This window comes from Sporosarcina trichiuri, assembly GCF_030406775.1.
GTDB lineage: Bacteria > Bacillota > Bacilli > Bacillales_A > Planococcaceae > Sporosarcina > Sporosarcina trichiuri.
In genome coordinates this window covers 2820158-2842301 of record NZ_CP129119.1, presented here as the reverse complement: position 1 = coordinate 2842301, position 22144 = coordinate 2820158, and the positions used below count along the sequence as shown (strand labels likewise).

16 protein-coding genes, 7 tRNA genes, 3 rRNA genes and 1 pseudogene are annotated in these 22144 nt (G+C 52.7%); 5 read left to right on the top strand and 22 right to left on the bottom strand.

The features are described from left to right. Positions 1-117: 117 nt before the first annotated feature. The 3 genes and pseudogenes from QWT68_RS14350 to QWT68_RS14340 all read left to right on the top strand — a co-directional run bounded on the left by QWT68_RS14350 (position 118) and on the right by QWT68_RS14340 (position 2409). Positions 118-384: a YrhK family protein gene (locus QWT68_RS14350; RefSeq protein WP_040285136.1), complete on the top strand. Its 267-nt coding sequence runs from the start codon at positions 118-120 to the stop codon at positions 382-384. A 166-nt stretch (positions 385-550) separates the two neighbouring features. Next, positions 551-1516 (top strand): tRNA dihydrouridine synthase, encoded by a 966-nt coding sequence (locus QWT68_RS14345; RefSeq protein ID WP_290148710.1) that lies wholly within the window; start codon positions 551-553, stop codon positions 1514-1516. A gap of 236 nt (positions 1517-1752) precedes the next feature. Next, positions 1753-2409 (top strand): annotated as a pseudogene (locus QWT68_RS14340) (nitroreductase family protein). 190 nt (positions 2410-2599) lie between these two features. Here the strand turns inward: QWT68_RS14340 and groL are convergent. Next, complete coding sequence (groL, locus tag QWT68_RS14335; RefSeq protein WP_290148709.1) at positions 2600-4234, bottom strand: chaperonin GroEL; 1635 nt, start codon at positions 4232-4234, stop codon at positions 2600-2602. Positions 4235-4285: 51 nt separating this feature from the next. Next, entirely contained in the window at positions 4286-4567 is a 282-nt protein-coding gene (gene groES / locus QWT68_RS14330; RefSeq protein ID WP_040285139.1) for a co-chaperone GroES, read from the bottom strand. Positions 4568-4752: 185 nt separating this feature from the next. On the opposite strand from groES, the gene QWT68_RS14325 reads away from it, so the two are divergent. After that, the gene (locus tag QWT68_RS14325; protein WP_052461627.1) at positions 4753-5508 is read left to right on the top strand and encodes a CPBP family intramembrane glutamic endopeptidase; all 756 of its coding nucleotides are present in this window, start codon (positions 4753-4755) and stop codon (positions 5506-5508) included. A 58-nt stretch (positions 5509-5566) separates the two neighbouring features. On the opposite strand, the gene tatC is transcribed toward QWT68_RS14325, so the two are convergent. The 3 genes from tatC to QWT68_RS14310 all read right to left on the bottom strand — a co-directional run bounded on the left by tatC (position 5567) and on the right by QWT68_RS14310 (position 7340). After that, positions 5567-6409, bottom strand: coding sequence for a twin-arginine translocase subunit TatC (gene tatC, locus QWT68_RS14320; protein ID WP_040285140.1), 843 nt, complete (start codon positions 6407-6409; stop codon positions 5567-5569). An 18-nt stretch (positions 6410-6427) separates the two neighbouring features. Further along, positions 6428-6622, bottom strand: coding sequence for a twin-arginine translocase TatA/TatE family subunit (locus QWT68_RS14315; protein WP_040285141.1), 195 nt, complete (start codon positions 6620-6622; stop codon positions 6428-6430). 67 nt (positions 6623-6689) lie between these two features. Further along, positions 6690-7340, bottom strand: a complete 651-nt coding sequence (locus QWT68_RS14310) for a redox-sensing transcriptional repressor Rex (RefSeq protein ID WP_040285142.1) — start codon at positions 7338-7340, stop codon at positions 6690-6692. A gap of 128 nt (positions 7341-7468) precedes the next feature. On the opposite strand from QWT68_RS14310, the gene QWT68_RS14305 reads away from it, so the two are divergent. Then, on the top strand, positions 7469-9397 hold the full coding sequence (locus QWT68_RS14305; protein ID WP_290148708.1) for an ABC-F family ATP-binding cassette domain-containing protein: 1929 nt from the start codon (positions 7469-7471) through the stop codon (positions 9395-9397). A 398-nt stretch (positions 9398-9795) separates the two neighbouring features. Here QWT68_RS14305 and tsaD read toward each other — a convergent pair whose 3' ends face one another. The 17 genes from tsaD to QWT68_RS14220 all read right to left on the bottom strand — a co-directional run bounded on the left by tsaD (position 9796) and on the right by QWT68_RS14220 (position 22143). Then, positions 9796-10818, bottom strand: coding sequence for a tRNA (adenosine(37)-N6)-threonylcarbamoyltransferase complex transferase subunit TsaD (tsaD, locus tag QWT68_RS14300; RefSeq protein ID WP_290148707.1), 1023 nt, complete (start codon positions 10816-10818; stop codon positions 9796-9798). Next, positions 10818-11267 (bottom strand): ribosomal protein S18-alanine N-acetyltransferase, encoded by a 450-nt coding sequence (rimI, locus tag QWT68_RS14295; RefSeq protein ID WP_040285145.1) that lies wholly within the window; start codon positions 11265-11267, stop codon positions 10818-10820. Before rimI ends, tsaD begins: the two co-directional genes overlap by 1 nt. After that, entirely contained in the window at positions 11260-11964 is a 705-nt protein-coding gene (tsaB, locus tag QWT68_RS14290; RefSeq protein WP_040285146.1) for a tRNA (adenosine(37)-N6)-threonylcarbamoyltransferase complex dimerization subunit type 1 TsaB, read from the bottom strand. The genes rimI and tsaB overlap by 8 nt, the downstream gene beginning before the upstream one ends. Beyond that, positions 11961-12413 (bottom strand): tRNA (adenosine(37)-N6)-threonylcarbamoyltransferase complex ATPase subunit type 1 TsaE, encoded by a 453-nt coding sequence (tsaE, locus tag QWT68_RS14285; protein ID WP_040285147.1) that lies wholly within the window; start codon positions 12411-12413, stop codon positions 11961-11963. The genes tsaB and tsaE overlap by 4 nt, the downstream gene beginning before the upstream one ends. 131 nt (positions 12414-12544) lie before the next feature. Beyond that, positions 12545-12620: transfer RNA gene (locus QWT68_RS14280), tRNA-Asp, on the bottom strand. Positions 12621-12895: 275 nt separating this feature from the next. Further along, a 5S ribosomal RNA gene (gene rrf, locus QWT68_RS14275) occupies positions 12896-13011 on the bottom strand. 79 nt (positions 13012-13090) lie between these two features. After that, positions 13091-16022 (bottom strand): 23S ribosomal RNA (locus QWT68_RS14270). Positions 16023-16309: 287 nt separating this feature from the next. Further along, positions 16310-17861 (bottom strand): 16S ribosomal RNA (locus tag QWT68_RS14265). The 16S, 23S and 5S rRNA genes sit together here with 7 tRNA genes alongside, the layout of an rRNA operon. 156 nt (positions 17862-18017) lie before the next feature. Then, a tRNA-Gly gene (locus tag QWT68_RS14260) sits at positions 18018-18091 on the bottom strand. A gap of 6 nt (positions 18092-18097) precedes the next feature. Next, positions 18098-18174, bottom strand: a tRNA-Arg gene (locus QWT68_RS14255). Positions 18175-18193: 19 nt separating this feature from the next. Next, positions 18194-18280 (bottom strand) — tRNA-Leu (locus QWT68_RS14250). 79 nt (positions 18281-18359) lie between these two features. After that, a tRNA-Lys gene (locus tag QWT68_RS14245) sits at positions 18360-18435 on the bottom strand. Between the two features lie 86 nt (positions 18436-18521). Then, positions 18522-18596 (bottom strand) — tRNA-Gln (locus tag QWT68_RS14240). Between the two features lie 28 nt (positions 18597-18624). After that, positions 18625-18699: transfer RNA gene (locus QWT68_RS14235), tRNA-Glu, on the bottom strand. Between the two features lie 156 nt (positions 18700-18855). Continuing rightward, positions 18856-19302, bottom strand: a complete 447-nt coding sequence (locus tag QWT68_RS14230) for a SprT family protein (protein WP_290148706.1) — start codon at positions 19300-19302, stop codon at positions 18856-18858. Positions 19303-19319: 17 nt separating this feature from the next. Further along, entirely contained in the window at positions 19320-21479 is a 2160-nt protein-coding gene (locus tag QWT68_RS14225) for a Tex family protein (RefSeq protein WP_431312208.1), read from the bottom strand. A 67-nt stretch (positions 21480-21546) separates the two neighbouring features. Beyond that, positions 21547-22143, bottom strand: a complete 597-nt coding sequence (locus tag QWT68_RS14220) for a PP2C family serine/threonine-protein phosphatase (RefSeq protein WP_040285626.1) — start codon at positions 22141-22143, stop codon at positions 21547-21549. Position 22144: the final 1 nt, after the last annotated feature.

Sequence of the window (22144 nt, the reverse complement as noted above, 5' to 3'; positions counted from 1 at the left end):
TCCTGTATCTCAAATGGATGCAGGAGGTTTTTGCATGGCTGTGCGCTCTGCTTTCGAATCGGCCTGCTGTTTCACCGAAAACTTTCCAGGGAACTGGAGACTAAGGAGGGAACTATCATGCCTAAAGTGATCGATAACCGGAAAGACGTGGAAGTGAAAGCGGGCAAGCATATCATCTTTTTCAACAAGAACTACAAATATATTTTCATTATCAATGAATTGATACTCGGACTGGAATTCATCGTCGGAAGCGTCTTCTTCCTATTCGATTCGCTGAAGACGGCCGGCACCATTCTTTTCATCATCGGCAGTGTCCAGTTCTTCCTGCGTCCTGTCATGAAGATTCTCCATGCCATTTCCCTGCGGAAGGAATCAGGGGAATGATCCAGTCAGCGGACACCCGCCTTCTGTACACGGCATTTGGCCAGTCCGGTCCGTTGATAAACACGGGGGTTACGTGATATAACTAGTAAGGCGGAAGAACGGTTCTGCGTTCACTACAAGGGACAGCAGCCACCTGCATGTCCTGCACGATGAGAGGATAGAAACTATGACAACAAACTTCTGGCGTGAATTACCGCGTCCGTTTTTTATATTAGCACCGATGGAAGACGTCACGGATGTCGTGTTCCGGCACGTCGTCAGCGAAGCGGCACGCCCCGATGTCTTCTTCACAGAGTTTACGAATACTGAGAGCTACGGCCATCCGGAAGGTATCTACAGTGTACGGGGACGACTGACCTTCACGGAGGACGAGCAGCCGATGGTCGCCCATATCTGGGGGGACAAACCCGAGTTCTTCCGGCTGATGAGTATCGGTATGGCGGAGCTCGGATTCAAAGGGGTGGATATCAACATGGGCTGTCCGGTTCCGAATGTCGCCGCGAAAGGCAAAGGCAGCGGGCTCATCAACCACCCTGAAACCGCCGCCGCCATCATTGAAGCAGCAAAAGCCGGCGGGCTCCCGGTCAGTGTGAAGACGCGTCTTGGCTATACCGATGTGGATGAGTGGCGCGGCTGGCTCACCCATGTGCTGAAACAGGATATCGCAAATCTGTCGATCCACCTCCGCACCCGGAAAGAGATGAGTGCGGTCGATGCCCACTGGGAACTCATCCCGGAAATCAAGAAATTGCGTGACGAGATTGCACCCGATACGCTGCTGACGATCAACGGTGACATCCCCGACCGGCAGACTGGCATGGAACTCGCCGAGAAGTACGGCATCGACGGTGTCATGATCGGGCGTGGCATCTTCAAGAATCCGTTCGCGTTCGAGACGGAACCGAAAGAGCATACGAGCGAGGAACTGCTCGGCCTCATGCGTCTCCACCTGGACTTGTTCGATAAGTACTCGACGGAACTGGAACCGCGTCCATTCAAACCGCTCCGCCGGTTCTTCAAAATCTACGTCAAAGGCTTCCGAGGCGCCGGTGAACTCCGGAATCAGCTCATGAGCACCGAAACGACCGATGAAGTGCGGGAGCTGCTGGACGGGTTCCGGATCGATGAGTAAGTCTATCTGCATGAAAAGCCGTATCCCGGTTACTGGGATACGGCTTTTTGCATGGCTGGATTTCTTTTGACAGATCAGCCTTTCAGCACTTTCACTTCCGGCACGGCAAACTCGATATCAGGATGCGCAAGCAGTTGCGGCAGGATGCTAACCTCCCCTGAAGGATCGATCATTTTTGTATCTTGTGGAAATGGAAAACTTGACGCGTCTACTTACCAAAAGTACGCTTGAAAGTGATGAACAATCCAAATAATAGAGTTCTAGGAGGAAGTTACATGACCGCATCCATTTCAGAAGTGATCCGTGAACGCCGTTCGGTCCGGAAGTACGATCCCGGGTTCACGATCGACAAAGAAGAAATTGTGGAGATGCTGAAGGAAGCAGTACAGGCACCCTCGACCAGCAATCTGCAGCCGTGGGAATTCATTGTGTTCATGGACCCTGAAGAACGGAAATAATTACGCAAGATCGCCTATAATCAGGTACAGATCGAGACCGCTTCTGCTGTCATCGCCGTATTAGGAGATAAGGAGTTCTATAAGAATATCGATAAGGTCTACGACAGCATGTCGGAAGCCGGATTCGTCGATGACGCCAGCAAAGCGGTGCTCGTCGGGAATGCCAACAAGACGTACCCCCATGCATCCGAAGAAGCCCGCAAGAACCTGGCCATCTTCGATTCCGGTCTGGCTGCCATGCAATTCATGCTCGTCGCGAAAGAGCGCGGGTACGCAACCGGTCCGATGGGCGGCTTTGATAAAGTGAAATTCGCGGAACGGTACAAGCTGGAAGACCGGTACTTCCCGATCGTCCTGATTACAATCGGAAAAGAAAATGCCGAGCCTTATCAGACGACACGCCTCGCGATTGAAGAGAAAGTACGGATCATCTGATGACATGGCGGGGCGCATGAGCACGTGCGGTTTCCACATGATAAGGAGACTGCACATCACCGATGGCCGGCACTCCACTCCAGTGCTCGGCGGGCATGCCCGATTACTGTGTACAAGTTATACTTAAAACGAAAAAACGCCAGTCCCCATCAGATGAGGACTGGCGTTTTCAATTCAGCTCAGGGACGGCTTACATCATGCCGCCCATTCCGCCCATTCCGCCCATGTCAGGCATACCTGCGCCTGCTGGCTCCGGGAGGTTTGCAACGACTGCTTCCGTCGACAGGAACATAGCTGCAACGGATGCCGCGTTCTGGAGAGCGGAACGTGTTACCTTCGTCGGATCGACGATGCCGGCCTGGATCATGTTGACCCACTCACCGTTCGCTGCGTTGAAGCCGATGCCGACGTCTTCGCGCTTCAGGCGATCGACGACAATCGAGCCTTCGAGACCTGCGTTCGTTGCGATCTGGCGTACAGGCTCCTCGAGTGCACGGAGAACGATCTTGATGCCCGTAGCGACGTCGCCTTCCGCATTCTCAAGAAGGGCTTCCACTTTCTTATAAACGTTGACGAGCGCAGTACCGCCGCCTGAGACAATGCCTTCTTCCACAGCTGCACGCGTGGAGTTGAGGGCGTCTTCGATGCGGAGCTTGCGTTCTTTCAACTCAGTCTCCGTTGCTGCGCCGACTTTGATGACTGCGACGCCGCCTGCAAGTTTCGCGAGACGTTCCTGCAGCTTCTCTTTGTCGAAGTCGGAAGTCGTTTCTTCCAGCTGTGAACGGATCTGGCCGACGCGGCCTGCAATGTTGTCCGCTTCACCAGCGCCTTCAACGATTGTCGTATTGTCTTTTGTGACGACGACTTTCGCTGCACGGCCGAGCTGGGAGATGTCCGCAGACTTCAGGTCGAGACCGAGGTCTTCCGTGATCACTTCGCCGCCTGTCAGGATGGCGATATCCTCAAGCATCGCTTTCCGGCGGTCGCCGAAGCCAGGTGCTTTGACAGCGACTGCGTTGAACGTGCCGCGGATCTTGTTGACGACGAGGGTTGCAAGTGCTTCGCCTTCCACGTCTTCCGCGATCATGAGCAATGGCTTGCCCTGCTGGACGACCTGCTCAAGTACAGGAAGGATCTCCTGGATGTTGGTGATCTTCTTGTCCGTGATCAGGATGTACGGATTGTCGAGGACCGCTTCCATCTTGTCCGTATCCGTCGCCATGTAGGCTGATGCATAGCCGCGGTCGAACTGCATACCTTCCACGACATCAAGCTCTGTCGTGAAGCCTTTGGACTCTTCCAGAGTGATGACGCCGTCGTTGCCGACACGCTCCATCGCTTCAGCGATCAGATTGCCGACTTCTTCGTCGCCAGAGGAAATAGCCGCAACTTGTGCGATCTCCTGCTTGCTCTCGATTTCATCGGAAATGTCTTTCAGTTCAGTGACAGCTGTCGCGACTGCACTTTCAATCCCTTTGCGGATACCGACAGGGTTCGCGCCCGCCGTGACGTTTTTCAATCCTTCGCGGATCATCGCCTGTGCCAGGACTGTCGCTGTTGTCGTGCCGTCCCCTGCAATTTCGTTCGTTTTCGAAGCGACTTCGGAGACGAGCTGCGCACCCATGTTTTCGAAAGCGTCTTCCAGTTCGATCTCTTTTGCAATCGTAACACCATCATTTGTAATGAGCGGTGACCCGAAACTCTTCTGGAGGACGACGTTGCGTCCTTTTGGTCCGAGTGTCACTTTTACAGCGTCCGCCAATGTATCGACACCGCGGAGCATTGCGCTGCGTGCATCTTCATTGAATTTGATTTCTTTAGCCATGATGAATGGATCCCTCCTGGTCAGTTTTCAATAGTATCGGATGAATCAATTTCAGATTGTTGCCAGTATATCGCTTTCGCGCAAGATCAAGTATTCATTGCCTTCATATTTCACTTCAGTGCCTGCATATTTTGAGAAGATGATGCGGTCGCCTTCTTTGACTTCCGGCTCAACACGCTGGCCATTGTCGAGAATGCGTCCTGTACCGACAGCAATGACTTTCCCTTCCTGCGGCTTCTCTTTTGCGGAATCCGGCAGCACGATGCCGCTTGACGTTTTCTCTTCCACTTCGATCAGTTCAATTACAATACGATCACCTAATGGTTTCAACAACTGAAACACCCTCCTCTGACGGCTATTTTCTTTTTAGCACTCACTCAACAGGAGTGCTAACACATTTCCTATAGTAAGACCTTTTGGACAGAATTGCAAGTAAAACACTTCACTCTCTTCGTCTTTGCGAAACACCCTGAAACCCGATACACTTATCAAGACACAGCAGGAAAGGACCGATTCGTTTGACTGGTAAAAAACCGCAGCCATGGATACTCTATCTGACTATCCTCTTCCTCTATATCGCCATGCAATTTGCGTCCCTGCCCGTTTCAAAAGGGCTGATCCAGCTGTTCGGCAAGCAGGGGTTCAGCACGGAGCACGCCGCATTCCAAGGTGTCGCCTGGGGACTGTTCACAGTCAACATCCTGGCCATCCTGGCGTTCTTCTTAGTCATCCGGACAGACAAAAACTTCTGGACCGTTTTCAAAGCGAAGAAAGCGTCGGTCTGGATGTCAATGGTCTGGGGCGTGTTCGGCTTTTTCCTGGCACTCGGCGGGCAGATGCTCGCAGGTGCGATTGAAAAAGTGATCGGCATCGAGAATGGGTCCGACAATACGATGCGTCTGACAGAAGTGTCGGCGGTTGCGCCGATTATGATCGTCTGCATCGTCCTGTTCGCACCGATACTGGAGGAGATCGTTTTCCGCCGTGTCGTATTCGGCGGAATCTACACGAAGACGAACTTTTGGATCGCCGCCATCGCAAGCGCACTCATTTTCGCGGCTGTCCATAACGAATTCCAGCATATCCTTGTCTATCTCATGCCCGGGCTCGTCTTCTCCTATGTCTATTATCGGACGGGGCGCATCTGGTCATCGATGATATCCCATCTGCTGATGAACAGCTTCGTGATGGTCGTCACCCTGAACATGGATAAGATCCTGGAACTGCAGAAACTGAAAGAGGCTGTCATCACACTGATTGGACATCTCGGATAGCCTGTCTCCAATCCAAAAAAGACTTGCAGGACCGTCTGTTGCGGTTCTGCAAGTCTTTTTACTCGTTGTTATTCATACGTGACTGAACTTCTTCGATCTGCCGCTGCTGTTCGGCTTTCGCCTCTGCGAACAAGCGCGCCCGCTCTGCTTCTTCCTCTTCCTGCTGCCGGAGTTTCTCAGCTTTCAGGAACTTCCTGTAGCCGACACGGGCGATCAGGATACTGACCTCATAGAGCAGGAACAGCGGAACTGTCACGAACAAATGGGAGACGATATCCGGCGGTGTGATGAATGCCGCGATGACGAACAGGACGAAATAGGCGATCTTCCGGAATTTCGTCAGTACGTTCGGATTCAGGAACCCAAGCCGGGAGAGGAACAGCAGCACGACCGGCAGCTGGAATACGAAGCCGAACGGCAGCAGGATCTGGAACAGGAACGAGAAGTACTGGTTGATGCCGATCGTCTGGGTGATGCCGAGATCCTGCGACAGCGTGAACATGAACTTCACGACATACGGCAGGAGGACAAAATACGAAAACGAAATTCCTGCCAGGAACAGGACGAAAGCGAACGGAATGTAACTGAGTGTCACCTTGCGTTCCGTTTCCAGCAGGCCGGGCGAAACGAACGCCCAGAACTGGTACATGATGATCGGCAGGATAATGATGATGCCGATGAACACGACGACTTTCAAGTAGATCGCAATCGGGTCGATGACGTTGAACGCATTCAGCGACAGGTCAGCTGCCGGCCCGTTCGTCTTGAGGAACTTGATGAGCGGTTTCGCCAGCAGGAATCCTCCGATGACCGCAACTGCAAAGAAAACGACGATCGTAATCAGTCGTTTTCGGATTTCTTCTATATGTTCAACAATGGTAAGGTTGTGTTGTTCTCCCATTTGGACAGACACCCTAACTTAGTGCACTTCTTTTTTGTCTTCAACTTTTTTGACGTCCGCTTTGTCGTCATCTTCCACGAGGCCTTTTGTTGCATTCTTGAACTCGCGCAGTGAAGAACCGAAGGCTTTGCCGATTTCAGGCAGCTTTTTCGGACCGAAAATAAGAAGGGCAATGACCGCAATAATTAGCAAACTTCCGATACCTGGTGACATTTCGGATACCTCCTTCTGAATATGTCCATTCTACACCAAATGACAGCCCATGACTATCCATGCACCTTTATAATTGTGAATCTTTTACGTCATTTTTTATGAAGTAAATAAGGGATTGCAGTTCCACCGACAGATCAATCGTATGGACACGGATCGATTCAGGCACGGTCAGACGGATTGTTGTGAAATTGAGGATCCCTTTCACTCCCGCCCGCGCGAGCCGGTCTGTCAGTTCTTGTGCCGCACGTGAAGGCACAGTCAGAATGACGAGATCGATCCCCAGTTCCGCCAATTTTTCCTCGATAAGGTCAGGATGGAACACCGGGATATCCGCCATCATTTTCCCCTCCGGCGGCGCCTTTGGATCGAATGCCACCGCAATCCGTGTATTATGGTTCTTATGGAAATTATATTTCAGGAATGCATGACCGAGACTCCCCACCCCGATAAGCGCTACGTCCGTCTCTTCGTCCTGATCGAGCGTCTTCCTGAAAAAACTGACAAGGTAGTCGACGTCATAGCCATAGCCTTTCCGGCCGAGCGCACCGAAATGCGAAAAATCACGGCGTATCGTCGCCGCGTCGATCTTCATTGCTTCGCTCAGTTCGCTTGAAGAAACACGCTTCTTCCCGCTATTCGCGAAATTTTGAAGAAACCTATAGTACAGAGGCAAGCGTTTGGACGTTGCCTGTGGAATTTTGTTCGTTTCTTCAGTCATCGTAAACCTCCTGGAGCTCTTTCGAATCGCTTCTATCGTACAGGAGAAGCAGACCGTTGTAAAGCCGATCATTGCGCACACTGCGCCATTCCAGTAAACTGAGGAAGAAGGAAAATTGAGGTGACACGATGATAATCTTGCAAGTGAACGGTGTAACGAAATCGTTTTCAGGCACTGATATAATGAAGAACGTTAAATTGGAAGTCCAGCACCGGGACCGCGTTGCCCTCGTCGGTCGGAACGGTGCCGGCAAGTCGACGCTGCTCAAGATCATCGCAGGCGAGATAGCTGCGGATTCCGGGGATGTCATCATCCCGAAAGGCGTGCGGGTCGGCTACCTGGAACAGCACAGCGGTCTCGAGACGGAGCTGTCCATCTGGGATGAAATGATGACCGTCTTCGAGCCGCTGCATGTGATGGAGCGCCGTTTGAGGGAGTTGGAGATGCAGATGTCCGATCCCGCTGTCTACGGAGACCCGGCTGCAAACGAACGGGTCATGGCCGAATATGACTCCCTGCAGATCGAGTTCAAAGACCAGGGCGGCTACCAGTACGAATCCGATGCACGGTCCGTTCTGCATGGCATGCGGTTCTTCCCGGACGACTACGGCAAACCGGTCCATCTCCTGTCAGGCGGCCAGAAAACCCGCCTGGCCCTCGCAAAGATGCTGCTGAGCAAGCCCGATCTGCTCATCTTGGACGAACCGACGAACCACCTGGATATCGAGACGCTCAGCTGGCTCGAGACATACTTGAAGTCCTATGAGGGGGCTTTGCTCATCGTCTCGCATGACAGGTACTTCCTCGATCAGGTCGTCACGATCGTCTACGAAGTATCCCACCGCAAAGTGGCGCGCTTCACGGGCAACTATAGCGCTTATCTGGATGAAAAAGCGAAAAACTATGAGAAGGACCGCAAGCAGTACGAAAAGGAATCCAGCGAGAAAGCGAAACTGGAGGAGTTCATCCAGAAAAACATAGCGCGCGCTTCGACGAGCAAGATGGCGAAGAGCCGCAGGAAACAGCTGGAGCGGACGGAATGGATGGAGGCGCCGGACAGCGATGAGAAGTCAGCCAGCTTTTCGTTCACCATCGACAGACCGAGCGGAAATGATGTCTTGGCTGTGAAAGATGCATCCATCGGCTATAATGGCGTGCCGGTATCTTCTGGGATCGATATGCGTGTTTACAAGCAGGACCGGATTGCCATTCTCGGCCCGAATGGTGTCGGCAAATCGACACTGCTCAAAACGATTGTACGGCTGCAGGACCTGCTTGGCGGCTCGATCGAGTATGGAACGAATGTGCAGTTCGGGTATTACGATCAGAACCAGGCGACACTCGTTGGCTCAGGAACTGTGCTGCAGGAAATCTGGGACGACTGGCCGCTCATGAACGAGAAGGACATCCGGACATTGCTCGGGCGTTTCCTCTTTTCCGGGGATGACGTCAGCAAGCCGGTCCAGTCCCTGTCCGGCGGTGAAAAGGCCCGGCTATCCCTCGCAAAACTTATGCTGGAGAAATCGAACACACTTGTCCTCGATGAGCCAACGAACCACTTGGATCTCGACAGCAAGGAGGTCCTGGAGAATGCGCTTGATGATTTCCCCGGAACAATCCTGTTCGTCTCCCATGACCGGTACTTCATCAACCGGATTGCGACAAAGGTGTTCGACTTGAGTGCAGTGGGTGCTGTGGAGTATCTCGGTGATTACGACTATTTCATTGAAAAGAAAACCGAACAAGAAGAACTGCTGGCCGAGTCGCTCGCATCCCTCCAGCCCGAGAAGACACTGGAAACCAAGCCTCAGGAAATCGACAAAGAGCGACAGAAGCAAGAGCGGCGGCTGAAAAGGGCCAGTGAACAGGCAGAAGCCAAAATGGCGGAACTCGATGGCCAGATCGCTGAGCTGCAGAAAGAACTCGAAAATCCTGCATATGCAGACGATCACGTCAAACTGATGGATATCCAGGCATCCATTGACAACCTGCAGACGGAGCATGATGAACAGGCGGAGACGTGGCTGGAGCTGCAGGAACAGCTGGAAACCGTATAATTGGAACGCAGCGGCTTTGTCCGCTGCTTTTTCCTATGTACCAAGTTTACAGGACACAAGCATCGGCTATACAGGTGACAAGCCAGATAATCCGCGCAGGTTTGACAGTTGTCCGTGCACATTCGACAGATACACAGAAACACTTTCCACAATCTTTTCCACAGTAAGCGTGTTGATTTCATCGCTATTCATAAACTTATCCACGTTATCCACAATTTCATCCACGGTTACCCACACAGTTATCCAAGCCAGCGACTAGTTTTATCAACCATTTCAACACTTACGCACATATTATCCACAAATTGTGCATAAGTACGAATGTTCCCTATTGACAAATCTGTTTTTGTGTTTATAAAAAAACATGAAATCCGTCGGAATTTGACGAATTTCATGTACGGTCAATCTATCCATGATGTAAGAAGCATTCCCGGCCGGCCATTCATGGCCAGCCCACTCCGCTTACCGCTTTTGTACATTTCTGTCCCCGCTGCCGAAATCATTGCTGCATTGTCTGTGCATAACTGGATAGGCGGTACCGAGAAGACGATCTGCTCATTTGCAAATGCTGTCTCGAAAGATTTCCGCAGTCCTTTGTTTGCCGCCACGCCGCCTGCTGCAATCACTTGCCGCACGCCATATTCCTTTGCCGCCCGCACTGCTTTCACGGTCAGGACGTCGATAACGCTTTGCTGGAAACCGGCAGCGACTGCAGCCTCGTCGATTTCTTCGCCGCGCTGTTCCATATTATGCTTGTAATTGATAACCGATGATTTCAAGCCGCTAAAACTGAAATCGTAGGAATCCGTCTCCAGCCAGGCCCGCGGAAATTCCACGGCCGTCTCGCTTTCACCCGCAAGTCTGTCGATTTGAGGACCTCCCGGATACGGAAGGCCGAGGACCCGTGCCACCTTATCGTAGGCTTCCCCGGCAGCGTCGTCCCGTGTTTCCCCGATCAGTTCAAAGGAACCATGCTCACGCATGAGCACCATCTCGGTATGCCCTCCTGAGACGATCACGGCCAATAGCGGGAATTCCATCGGCTGGACGAGCTGGTTCGCATAGATATGACCGGCAATGTGATGGACGCCGATCAGCGGCAGGTCATTCGCGAACGCAAATGCCTTCGCCGCACTGATACCAATCAGCAGTGCACCGACGAGACCGGGTCCTTCCGTAACAGCCACAGCATCGAGATCGCCAGGCGCCAATCGCGCCTCTTCCAGTGCCTGTTCAATGACCAGCGTGATTTCTTCCACGTGATGGCGTGATGCGATTTCAGGCACAACACCGCCAAACCGTTTCTGACTTTCGATCTGTGAGGCAACGACATTCGATAGGATGTCAGATCCGTTCTTCACGACGGAAGCGGCTGTTTCATCACAGCTCGTTTCAATACCAAGAACATAGATATCTGGTTTCATCATAATTCCACCCACATGACGAGCGCATCTTCATGGTCGTCTGAATAATAGTTTTTCCGAATACCGCCCGGTTGGAACCCGAGCTTCGTGTAGAGGTGCTTTGCAGCTTCATTGCTGACCCGGACCTCGAGTGACATGGCCTTCACGCCGTGATTGCGGCACAGATCCATCGCCTGGCGCATAAGTGCCTCCCCGATGCCGTGGCCTTGGAATCTCTTGCGGACAGCTACATTGGTAATGTGGCATTCGTCCAGGACCACCCACATGCCGACATGCCCGATCACTTTGCGATCTGCCTCCGCGACAATATAGGTCGCATAGTCATTGCCCGCCAGCTCATGTTCGAATACTTCCGCAGACCAGGGAGTCGTAAATACCTCCGCTTCCGTCGCCACCACCGACTCGATATCTTGAGTGACCATCTGTCGGTAAAGGACATGCTCAATCATTCTGTGCCTCCTGCTGCCGCAGCCAGTTCGCTTCCGCTTCCGCGATACGGCGGTATGTCGGTACGAAATCATGGACATCGGTCACCGGCAGGCGCTGTTCAGCCAGCTGGATCAGCTGCGAGGCGCGGGGAAGCTGCTGTGGGAACGGTGCAAACACAGCCTGATCACCAAGTGATTCACGGATGGCCGTCCTATATAACGCCACATCGGTACCGATGAACAGAACGGGCTGATGGATGAAGGAAAGATCGGACAACAGTTCGTCCAGCGAGCCGTGGCGATCCTCCCAAATCCGATGCAGCCGTTCGTTTTTCCATTTGTACAACCCACAGTACACATTCTTTCGACGGGCATCAAACAACGGGCAGACAACCCCCTCAAACGGAACAGCGTTGGCTGCGATGACCTCCAGGCTGGACACACCGACCAGTGGAATTCCAAGTGTCCACGACAGCGTTTTGGCCAGTGTCACGCCGATCCGTACTCCCGTGTAGGAGCCAGGGCCTTCCGATACCGCAATGGCAGCCAAATCAGCTGGCCGCAAATTTGCAGCAGCCAGGATCTGTTCGACGGCAGGCATCGCCTGGATGGAGTGCGTTTTTTTCAAGGAAGATGTCTGTTCCACGAGGATACGTCCGTCTTCCACCAAGGCCACGCTCAAAGGAGCATTGGATGTGTCGATTCCTAACCAAATCATTTGCTGATCGCCTCACAAATCTTTGTAAAGTGCATGCCCGCCGGTTCCAGTTCAATCAGCCTGGAGGTATTCCCAGTACGGCGGATACGGATGTTCAAACGCTCGTCCGGCAGTTCTTCTGCAATGAAGCCGGCCCATTCCACAATTGAAATGGCGTCTCCATAAAAGAGTTCCTCCCATCCGAGATCTTCCTCGCTGTCTTCCAGACGGTACACGTCCAGATGGTTCACCGGATAGGTGCCGTCATATTGTTTGATGATTGTGAACGTCGGGCTGCTGACTGTCCGAGACACACCGAGCGCCCGGACCAGCGCCTGTGTAAATGTCGTTTTCCCCGCCCCGAGGTCTCCTTCCAATGTCAGGACATCCGGCGGGACCAGATGGGCAGCCAACTGTTCGGCCAGTGCCTGTGTTTCCGCCACAGAGGCTGTGTGAAATTCTTTCTTCATAATACGCTCGTCCCTCTTTCAGTTAGTACTCCCAGTGTACCGGATTCCCAGCAGAACCGCATCCATCAATGCTTGCAACTATAAAAAGCCGACCCGGGGTTACCCCGAATCGGCTTGGACGTTTAGATAAATGGCGGTCCCGACCGGGATCGAACCGGCGATCTCCTGCGTGACAGGCAGGCATGTTAACCGCTACACCACGGGACCAATTGTAATATGTATGAATAACTAGGGCAATCCAGCTCCGACTCCCTGATGCTCGAGGTCATAAGTCAACTCGTCTGCGTGGCAGAAAACGCCACTCCGTCGATTCGCCTTATGCTTGTCGCATCAAAACGGTCGTCTTTGCTTTTTTATAATCCAGCTCCGACTCCCTGATGCTCGAGGTCATAAGTCAACTCGTCTGCGTGGCAGAAAACGCCACTCCGTCGATTCGCCTTATGCTTGTCGCATCAATACGGTCGTCTCCGCTTTTTAGGCCTGCCTGGCAACGTCCTACTCTCACAGGGGGAAGCCCCCTACTACCATCGGCGCTGAAGAACTTAACTTCCGTGTTCGGTATGGGAACGGGTGTGACCTCTTCGCCATCATTACCAGACAGATGAGCTTGTTCGCTCAAAACTGGATAAAACAGACATTGTACAGTCAAGACCGCCTTGCGGCGCTTCGACTTATTATAGGAAAAGTCCTCGATCGATTAGTATCTGTCAGCTCCACATGTCGCCATGCTTCCACACCAGACCTATCCACCTCATCATCTTTGAGGGATCTTACTTACTTGCGTAATGGGAAATCTCATCTCGAGGGGGGCTTCATGCTTAGATGCTTTCAGCATTTATCCCGTCCACACATAGCTACCCAGCGATGCCTTTGGCAAGACAACTGGTACACCAGCGGTGTGTCCATCCCGGTCCTCTCGTACTAAGGACAGCTCCTCTCAAATTTCCTGCGCCCGCGACGGATAGGGACCGAACTGTCTCACGACGTTCTGAACCCAGCTCGCGTACCGCTTTAATGGGCGAACAGCCCAACCCTTGGGACCGACTACAGCCCCAGGATGCGATGAGCCGACATCGAGGTGCCAAACCTCCCCGTCGATGTGGACTCTTGGGGGAGATAAGCCTGTTATCCCCGGGGTAGCTTTTATCCGTTGAGCGATGGCCCTTCCATGCGGAACCACCGGATCACTAAGCCCGTCTTTCGACCCTGCTCGACTTGTCGGTCTCGCAGTCAAGCTCCCTTATGCCTTTGCACTCTTCGAATGATGTCCAACCATTCTGAGGGAACCTTTGGGCGCCTCCGTTACCTTTTAGGAGGCGACCGCCCCAGTCAAACTGTCCGCCTGACACTGTCTCCTGCCCGGATCACGGGCAAGGGTTAGAAGTCCAATACAGCCAGGGTAGTATCCCACCATTGCCTCCGCGTAAGCTGGCGCTCACGCATCCAAGGCTCCTACCTATCCTGTACAGGCTGCACCGGAATTCAATATCAGGCTACAGTAAAGCTCCACGGGGTCTTTCCGTCCTGTCGCGGGTAATGCGCATCTTCACGCATATTATAATTTCACCGAGTCTCTCGTTGAGACAGTGCCCAGATCGTTACGCCTTTCGTGCGGGTCGGAACTTACCCGACAAGGAATTTCGCTACCTTAGGACCGTTATAGTTACGGCCGCCGTTTACTGGGGCTTCAATTCGAAGCTTCGCTTGCGCTAACCTCTCCTCTTAACCTTCCAGCACCGGGCAGGCGTCAGCCCCTATACGTCACCTTACGGTTTTGCAGAGACCTGTGTTTTTGCTAAACAGTCGCCTGGGCCTATTCACTGCGGCTCTCTCGGGCTGTTCACCCTACCAGAGCACCCCTTCTCCCGAAGTTACGGGGTCATTTTGCCGAGTTCCTTAACGAGAGTTCTCTCGATCACCTTAGGATTCTCTCCTCGCCTACCTGTGTCGGTTTGCGGTACAGGCACCTCCCGCCTCGCTAGAGGCTTTTCTTGGCAGTGTGAAATCAGGGACTCCAGGGAAACTTCCCCTTGCCGTCACAGCTCAATGTTACAGGAACGGGATTTGCCTCGTTCCACACCTCACTGCTTGGACGCGCATGACCAACAGCGCGCTCACCCTATCCTTCTGCGTCCCCCCATTACTCAAACGGCGGGGAGGTGGTACAGGAATATCAACCTGTTATCCATCGTCTACGCCTATCGGCCTCGACTTAGGTCCTGACTAACCCTGAGCGGACGAGCCTTCCTCAGGAAACCTTAGGCATTCGGTGGAAGGGATTCTCACCCTTCTTTCGCTACTCATACCGGCATTCTCACTTCCAAGCGCTCCACCAGTCCTTCCAGTCCAGCTTCAACGCCCTTGGAACGCTCTCCTACCACTGACACCCAAGGTGTCAATCCGCAGTTTCGGTGATTCGTTTAGCCCCGATACATTTTCGGCGCAGCGCCACTCGACCAGTGAGCTATTACGCACTCTTTAAATGATGGCTGCTTCTAAGCCAACATCCTGGTTGTCTGGGCAGCGCCACATCCTTTTCCACTTAACGAATACTTGGGGACCTTAACTGGCGGTCTGGGCTGTTTCCCTCTCGACTACGGACCTTATCACCCATAGTCTGACTCCCAAACATAAATCATCGGCATTCGGAGTTTGTCTGAATTCGGTAACCCGGGATGGGCCCCTCGTCCAAACAGTGCTCTACCTCCGAGATTCTGACGTTTGAGGCTAGCCCTAAAGCTATTTCGGAGAGAACCAGCTATCTCCAGGTTCGATTGGAATTTCACCGCTACCCACACCTCATCCCCGCACTTTTCAACGTACGTGGGTTCGGGCCTCCAGTAAGTGTTACCTTACCTTCACCCTGGACATGGGTAGATCACCTGGTTTCGGGTCTACGACCCCATACTCATGCGCCCTGTTCAGACTCGCTTTCGCTGCGGCTCCGCGTTCTCGGCTTAACCTTGCATGGAATCGTAACTCGCCGGTTCATTCTACAAAAGGCACGCCATCACCCATTAACGGGCTCTGACAACTTGTAGGCACACGGTTTCAGGATCTATTTCACTCCCCTTCCGGGGTGCTTTTCACCTTTCCCTCACGGTACTGGTTCACTATCGGTCACTAGGGAGTATTTAGCCTTGGGAGATGGTCCTCCCGGATTCCGACGGAATTTCACGTGTTCCGCCGTACTCAGGATCCACTCTGGAGGGGATGGAATTTCGGTTACGGGGCTTTTACCCACTCTGGCGGGCCTTTCCAGGCCGCTTCGCCTACCCCATCCCTTTGTAACTCCGTATAGAGTGTCCTACAACCCCAGGAAGCAAGCTTCCTGGTTTGGGCTCTTCCCGTTTCGCTCGCCGCTACTCAGGGAATCGATGTTTCTTTCTCTTCCTCCGGATACTTAGATGTTTCAGTTCTCCGGGTCTGCCTCGTATCTGCTATGTATTCACAGATACGTACCATCCTATTAAAGATGGTGGGTTTCCCCATTCGGAAATCTTCGGATCACAGCTTACTTACAGCTCCCCGAAGCATATCGGTGTTAGTGCCGTCCTTCATAGGCTCCTAGTGCCAAGGCATCCGCCGTGCGCCCTTCCTAACTTAACCATAAAGTCATTGTTCTTCCGCCATCCAGCGATGAATGGACGTCAGAACGAAAAAGAATCGCAGTCCGGCTCACAAATGTGTCCGGCTCGGTTGATTGTCTTGATTTGTTGCTTCAATGTCGTTTTATCCAGTTTTCAAAGAACAAGTTTGAAAGTTCAATTGCGGACAAAAAGTCCGGCCATGAGCCTTCAAAACTGAACGCAAAATGTCAACGTAAGAACCGAAGGTTCTTTTCCGAATGTGCAGCTTCTTCCTCGCAAGGAGGTTCCGCTGACATATATCCTTAGAAAGGAGGTGATCCAGCCGCACCTTCCGATACGGCTACCTTGTTACGACTTCACCCCAATCATCTGTCCCACCTTCGGCGGCTGGCTCCCGTAAGGGTTACCCCACCGACTTCGGGTGTTACAAACTCTCGTGGTGTGACGGGCGGTGTGTACAAGACCCGGGAACGTATTCACCGTGGCATGCTGATCCACGATTACTAGCGATTCCGGCTTCATGCAGGCGAGTTGCAGCCTGCAATCCGAACTGGGAACGGTTTTCTGGGATTGGCTCCCCCTCGCGGGTTTGCAGCCCTCTGTACCGTCCATTGTAGCACGTGTGTAGCCCAGGTCATAAGGGGCATGATGATTTGACGTCATCCCCACCTTCCTCCGGTTTGTCACCGGCAGTCACCTTAGAGTGCCCAACTGAATGATGGCAACTAAGATTAAGGGTTGCGCTCGTTGCGGGACTTAACCCAACATCTCACGACACGAGCTGACGACAACCATGCACCACCTGTCACCGCTGCCCCCGAAGGGGAAGGCATGTCTCCATGCCGGTCAGCGGGATGTCAAGACCTGGTAAGGTTCTTCGCGTTGCTTCGAATTAAACCACATGCTCCACCGCTTGTGCGGGTCCCCGTCAATTCCTTTGAGTTTCAGCCTTGCGGCCGTACTCCCCAGGCGGAGTGCTTAATGCGTTAGCTGCAGCACTAAGGGGCGGAAACCCCCTAACACTTAGCACTCATCGTTTACGGCGTGGACTACCAGGGTATCTAATCCTGTTTGCTCCCCACGCTTTCGCGCCTCAGCGTCAGTTACAGACCAGAAAGCCGCCTTCGCCACTGGTGTTCCTCCACATCTCTACGCATTTCACCGCTACACGTGGAATTCCGCTTTCCTCTTCTGCACTCAAGTCCCCCAGTTTCCAATGACCCTCCACGGTTGAGCCGTGGGCTTTCACATCAGACTTAAAGGACCGCCTGCGCGCGCTTTACGCCCAATAATTCCGGACAACGCTTGCCACCTACGTATTACCGCGGCTGCTGGCACGTAGTTAGCCGTGGCTTTCTGACGAGGTACCGTCAAGGTACGGGCAGTGACTCCCGTACGTGTTCTTCCCTCGCAACAGAGCTTTACGATCCGAAAACCTTCTTCACTCACGCGGCATTGCTCCATCAGACTTTCGTCCATTGTGGAAGATTCCCTACTGCTGCCTCCCGTAGGAGTCTGGGCCGTGTCTCAGTCCCAGTGTGGCCGATCACCCTCTCAGGTCGGCTACGCATCGTCGCCTTGGTAGGCCATTACCCCACCAACTAGCTAATGCGCCGCGGGCCCATCCTGCAGTGACAGCCGAAACCGTCTTTCAGAGTTCCTCCATGCGGAGGAACTGATTATTCGGTATTAGCCCCGGTTTCCCGGAGTTATCCCCATCTGCAGGGCAGGTTGCCCACGTGTTACTCACCCGTCCGCCGCTGATCGCCGGGAGCAAGCTCCCATTGATCCGCTCGACTTGCATGTATTAGGCATGCCGCCAGCGTTCGTCCTGAGCCAGGATCAAACTCTCCATAAAAGAGAATCGATTGCTCAATTCTTGCTGGCATCATTTAAGATGTCTATCAGATCTGTTGATCTGGTTTTGTCTGTTCCGCCGACGGGGTCGGCTTCCCAAACGTTAATTCGTTGACATTTTGCTGTTCAGTTTTCAAGGTTCATGTTGTAATGATAATGGAGCGGGTGAAGGGAATCGAACCCTCATCATCAGCTTGGAAGGCTGAGGTTTTACCACTAAACTACACCCGCATTATATGGCGCGCCCGGCAGAAGTCGAATCCACAACCTTCTGATCCGTAGTCAGACGCTCTATCCAATTGAGCTACGGGCGCTCTTTGAGATTAAAAAATTTGGTGCGGTAGAGAGGACTTGAACCTCCACGGGTTATTCACCCACTAGGCCCTCAACCTAGCGCGTCTGCCATTCCGCCACTACCGCGTATTTATTATTTTTGCGACATCCCTTATTATACAGGACTCGCAGTCGTTGTCAATACTTTTTTTAAAAAAGTATTGAATGGTGAGCCATGCAGGATTCGAACCTGCGACCCTCTGATTAAAAGTCAGATGCTCTACCAACTGAGCTAATGGCTCGTTCATTTAAAATCCAAAACGAAAATGTTCGCTTAAAATACCTGACAGTATTTTGCGCAAAGTTTTTTAAACGAAGTTTAAAAACTTGGCTGGGGTAGCTGGATTCGAACCAACGAGTGACGGAGTCAAAGTCCGTTGCCTTACCGCTTGGCTATACCCCAGTATTCACATATTCATTGAAGAATAACATGGTGACCCCTACGGGATTCGAACCCGTGTTACCGCCGTGAAAGGGCGGTGTCTTAACCGCTTGACCAAGGGGCCGTCATTATGGTTGCTGTGTTGCGTTGTCGTTGTTCCCAATCGACTTTTTCTATTATAGACAGTCTTTCAGCAATCGTCAACAGTTTTTCTGAAAAAGTTTTAAAAAGCGGCCGAACCCTTTTGCTATCAAGGATCCAGCCGCCTTTGAACAGATCTTCATGTTGTTTCTTCCAGCTTCCCATGGCACTTTCCGCATCGATACCGAGCTGTATCCACCCGTTTCTTCCTTTCATATTTCATCCGGCAGACACTGCACGTATACTCGCGTACTCTGCGTGCCTGTCTAGCGGCCAGCGGTTTGCAGTATCGGGGGGAACCTGTCCTCTGCAGCAGTTCCCTGAAATCCCGGTCACCGTGTTTGTATCCTCTGCCTTCTATATGAAGATGATAATGACACAATTCATGTTTCAGGACGCCGATCATTTCTTCCCTTCCATGGACGCGCTCCACTTCTGGATTCACTTGGATGGAGTGATCTCCAAGCATATACCTGCCCCCAGTTGTGCGGAGGCGGGGATTATAGACAGCCTCATGCACAAACGGCTTATGAAAATAGCGCAGGGAGAGCTGCTCGGCCAATGACTGGAGTTCGCTTTCAGGCATCTGCCGTTCTTGGGGGCTCATTTACCTGCAGGCGGCAGCATCGTTAAGGATATTCTTCCTTTTGCTTTGTCGACCGCCTCTACCCACACCGTTATGATATCCCCCGAAGCCACTACGTCCAGCGGGTGTTTCACATATCCCTTTTTCAGTTTAGATATGTGGACAAGGCCGTCCTCGTGAACGCCGATATCGACGAAAGCTCCAAAATCGACGACATTCCGTACGGTCCCCTGCATTTCCATCCCTTCATGCAAGTCTTTCAAATCCAGAATGTCCGCTTTGAGCAGCGGCTGGGGGTATGCATCACGCGGATCCCGGTTCGGACGTTTCAGCATCTCAATGACGTCTTTCACTGTTGCATGGCCGCTGCCGAGCTTTTCTGCCGTCTCCCTGCAGTCGAGGGCTGACAAAGCTTCCACTGCTTCGCTGGATCCGATCTGTTTCTTCGTTAGACCGGCTTCTTTCAGGATGTCTTCCGCAAGTTTGTAACTTTCCGGGTGTATGCCTGTTGCATCGAATGGTTCTTTCGCATTCGGAATGCGGAGGAAGCCGATCGCCTGCTCGTATGTCTTGGCACCGAGTCTCGGAATCTTTTTCAGCTCAGTCCGTTTTTCAAACCGGCCTTCCTCTTCCCGCTTCCTGACGATATTTTCCGCAACAGTCTTGGACAGCCCGGCAACATACTGGAGCAGTGAAGCAGACGCTGTGTTGACGTTGACACCGACCCTGTTCACGGCGGTTTCCACGACAAAGGACAGTGAGTCTGTCAACTGCTTTTTCGGCACATCATGCTGGTATTGTCCCACCCCGATGGATTCAGGATCGATTTTCACCAATTCAGAGAGCGGGTCCTGCAGACGCCGCGCTATGGAAACTGCACTGCGCTGCTCTACCTGCAGGTCCGGAAATTCCGCCCGTGCCAGCGGTGAAGCCGAATAGACGCTTGCCCCTGCTTCATTGACAATGACGTAGGATACCTCTGAATCGATGTCCCGGATGATGTCAGCAATGAACTTCTCCGTCTCCCTGGAGGCCGTGCCGTTTCCTATTGCGATGAGCTGGATCCCATACTTGTCCAGCAGCTGCAGGACAGTCTGTTTTGCAGCCGCCTTCTGGGGTTTGGGCGGATGCGGATAAATCACGGAAATATCCAGCATCTTGCCCGTCTCATCGATGACAGCAAGTTTACAGCCTGTCCGGAATGCAGGGTCCACGCCGAGCACCATCCGTCCTTTCAATGGTGGCTGCAGTAATAGGCTTTTCAGGTTTTCCGAGAACACGTGGATTGCCTGGGTTTCCGCTTTTTCGGAAAGAGCAGCCCGTATTTCCCGTTCCACAGACGGGGCGATCAGCCGCTTGAACGAGTCTTCCAGTGCTTCCTCGACGTGCTTTGCTGCAGGCGAGGAAGCGCGTTTGATAACAAACCGCTGCAGGTCGCCTATGATCCGTTCAGCAGGAAAGCCGATGGCAACCCGCAGGACGTTCTCTTTCTCTCCGCGATTGAGTGCCAGCACCCGGTGAGGGACGACTTTGGCTAGCGGTTCTTCATAGTCGTAGTACATCTCGAAGACGCCTTTTTCATCGTCAGCAGCCTTTTTCATCGAGGATAGGATTGTTCCCCCAGCCCAGGACAGCTTCCGCACTTTGTCGCGTACAGCAGCATCATCTGCCATCCGCTCGGCCAGAATGTCGCGTGCACCGGCAAGTGCTTCGTCGGCAGTACCGACTTCCTTTTCAGGATTCACATAGGCTGATGCGATTGATTCGGGCTGTTCGTTCGTGAACAGAGACAGTTTATCCGCAAGTCCTTCCAGCCCTTTTTCGATGGCAATCATCGCCCGTGTCCGGCGCTTCTGTTTATAGGGGCGGTACAAGTCCTCAAGCCGCTGCAGGACATCCGCAGTTTGGATCTGCGTTTCAAGCTCCGGTGTCAGCTTTCCCTGCTCTCCGATGAGCCGTAGCACTTCTTCTTTTCGCTGCTCCAATCCCTTGCTGTATTGGTATGCGTCTTCAATATCCTTGATCTGGACTTCATCGAGTGACCCCGTCGCTTCCTTTCGATACCGCGCAATGAAAGGGACCGTGTTGCCTTCTTCCAGTAGATCCACCACTTGCTTTGTCTGTTTTACCGAAAGGCCAGCCCGCTTGGCGGTCAACTCCATGATGCGTTCTTCCATATCCATTCCCCCTGTCTGTACTAGTCAGTTTACCATGAAAACAACTACAAAAAAGCCCGCTTCTCACTTACAGAAGCAGGGTTCCTGTGATGAATGTCGCATCGTCGCCCGGTTTAACGGTTTCCCGCACCATTTCAGAAAGCGCAAGCGGATCGTCGCTGCGGCTCAGCAATGCTTTCGGACTTCGCAATTCAACGCCATCGGAATGCATGAAGAAGATATCTCCATGCTCATATGAATACTCTTGTGTTTTCATTTTTTGGGGACGTCCTGACAGATATCCCATGACTGGCAGCGGGTACAGCATCTTGCCATCCTGCTGGCGGATGTACAGACGCACATTGCCGACACAGCTGTGCTGGATGGTTTTTTTAGCATAATCCACTTTGATGATTGCGACGGCTGCGCCTCTTTTCTGCACCATGTGTTCGTTGATGCGGCTGAGCAGTTCTTCGATCGTCTCTTCATGATGTTCTTCCAGAATCTGCGGCATCACTTCAGCCGACTGCCGGGCCAGTACGCCGCTGCCCAGTCCGTCTGCAATCGCACACACGAAGTAGTCCTCTTCAGAGTGCAGGAAGTAGACGTCGCCCGAGTCACGATTTCCACCTTTGGCTTGTTGGAATATATAGGCCTCGATATGATCGTTTCTGAACGCTTCCATA

Bases quoted from the DNA above. Each gene is read 5' to 3' on its own strand.
- QWT68_RS14305 (WP_290148708.1), top strand. From the start codon at position 7,469: ATGATAATCTTGCAAGTGAACGGTGTAACGAAATCGTTTTCAGGCACT.
- QWT68_RS14345 (WP_290148710.1), top strand. From the start codon at position 551: ATGACAACAAACTTCTGGCGTGAATTACCGCGTCCGTTTTTTATATTA.
- tsaD (WP_290148707.1), bottom strand. From the start codon at position 10,818: ATGAAACCAGATATCTATGTTCTTGGTATTGAAACGAGCTGTGATGAA.
- QWT68_RS14230 (WP_290148706.1), bottom strand. From the start codon at position 19,302: ATGCCTGAAAGCGAACTCCAGTCATTGGCCGAGCAGCTCTCCCTGCGC.
- tsaE (WP_040285147.1), bottom strand. From the start codon at position 12,413: ATGAAGAAAGAATTTCACACAGCCTCTGTGGCGGAAACACAGGCACTG.
- QWT68_RS14225 (WP_431312208.1), bottom strand. From the start codon at position 21,479: ATGGAAGAACGCATCATGGAGTTGACCGCCAAGCGGGCTGGCCTTTCG.
- QWT68_RS14310 (WP_040285142.1), bottom strand. From the start codon at position 7,340: ATGACTGAAGAAACGAACAAAATTCCACAGGCAACGTCCAAACGCTTG.
- rimI (WP_040285145.1), bottom strand. From the start codon at position 11,267: ATGATTGAGCATGTCCTTTACCGACAGATGGTCACTCAAGATATCGAG.
- QWT68_RS14220 (WP_040285626.1), bottom strand. From the start codon at position 22,143: ATGGAAGCGTTCAGAAACGATCATATCGAGGCCTATATATTCCAACAA.
- QWT68_RS14350 (WP_040285136.1), top strand. From the start codon at position 118: ATGCCTAAAGTGATCGATAACCGGAAAGACGTGGAAGTGAAAGCGGGC.
- tatC (WP_040285140.1), bottom strand. From the start codon at position 6,409: ATGGGAGAACAACACAACCTTACCATTGTTGAACATATAGAAGAAATC.
- tsaB (WP_040285146.1), bottom strand. From the start codon at position 11,964: ATGATTTGGTTAGGAATCGACACATCCAATGCTCCTTTGAGCGTGGCC.
- groL (WP_290148709.1), bottom strand. From the start codon at position 4,234: ATGGCTAAAGAAATCAAATTCAATGAAGATGCACGCAGCGCAATGCTC.
- QWT68_RS14315 (WP_040285141.1), bottom strand. From the start codon at position 6,622: ATGTCACCAGGTATCGGAAGTTTGCTAATTATTGCGGTCATTGCCCTT.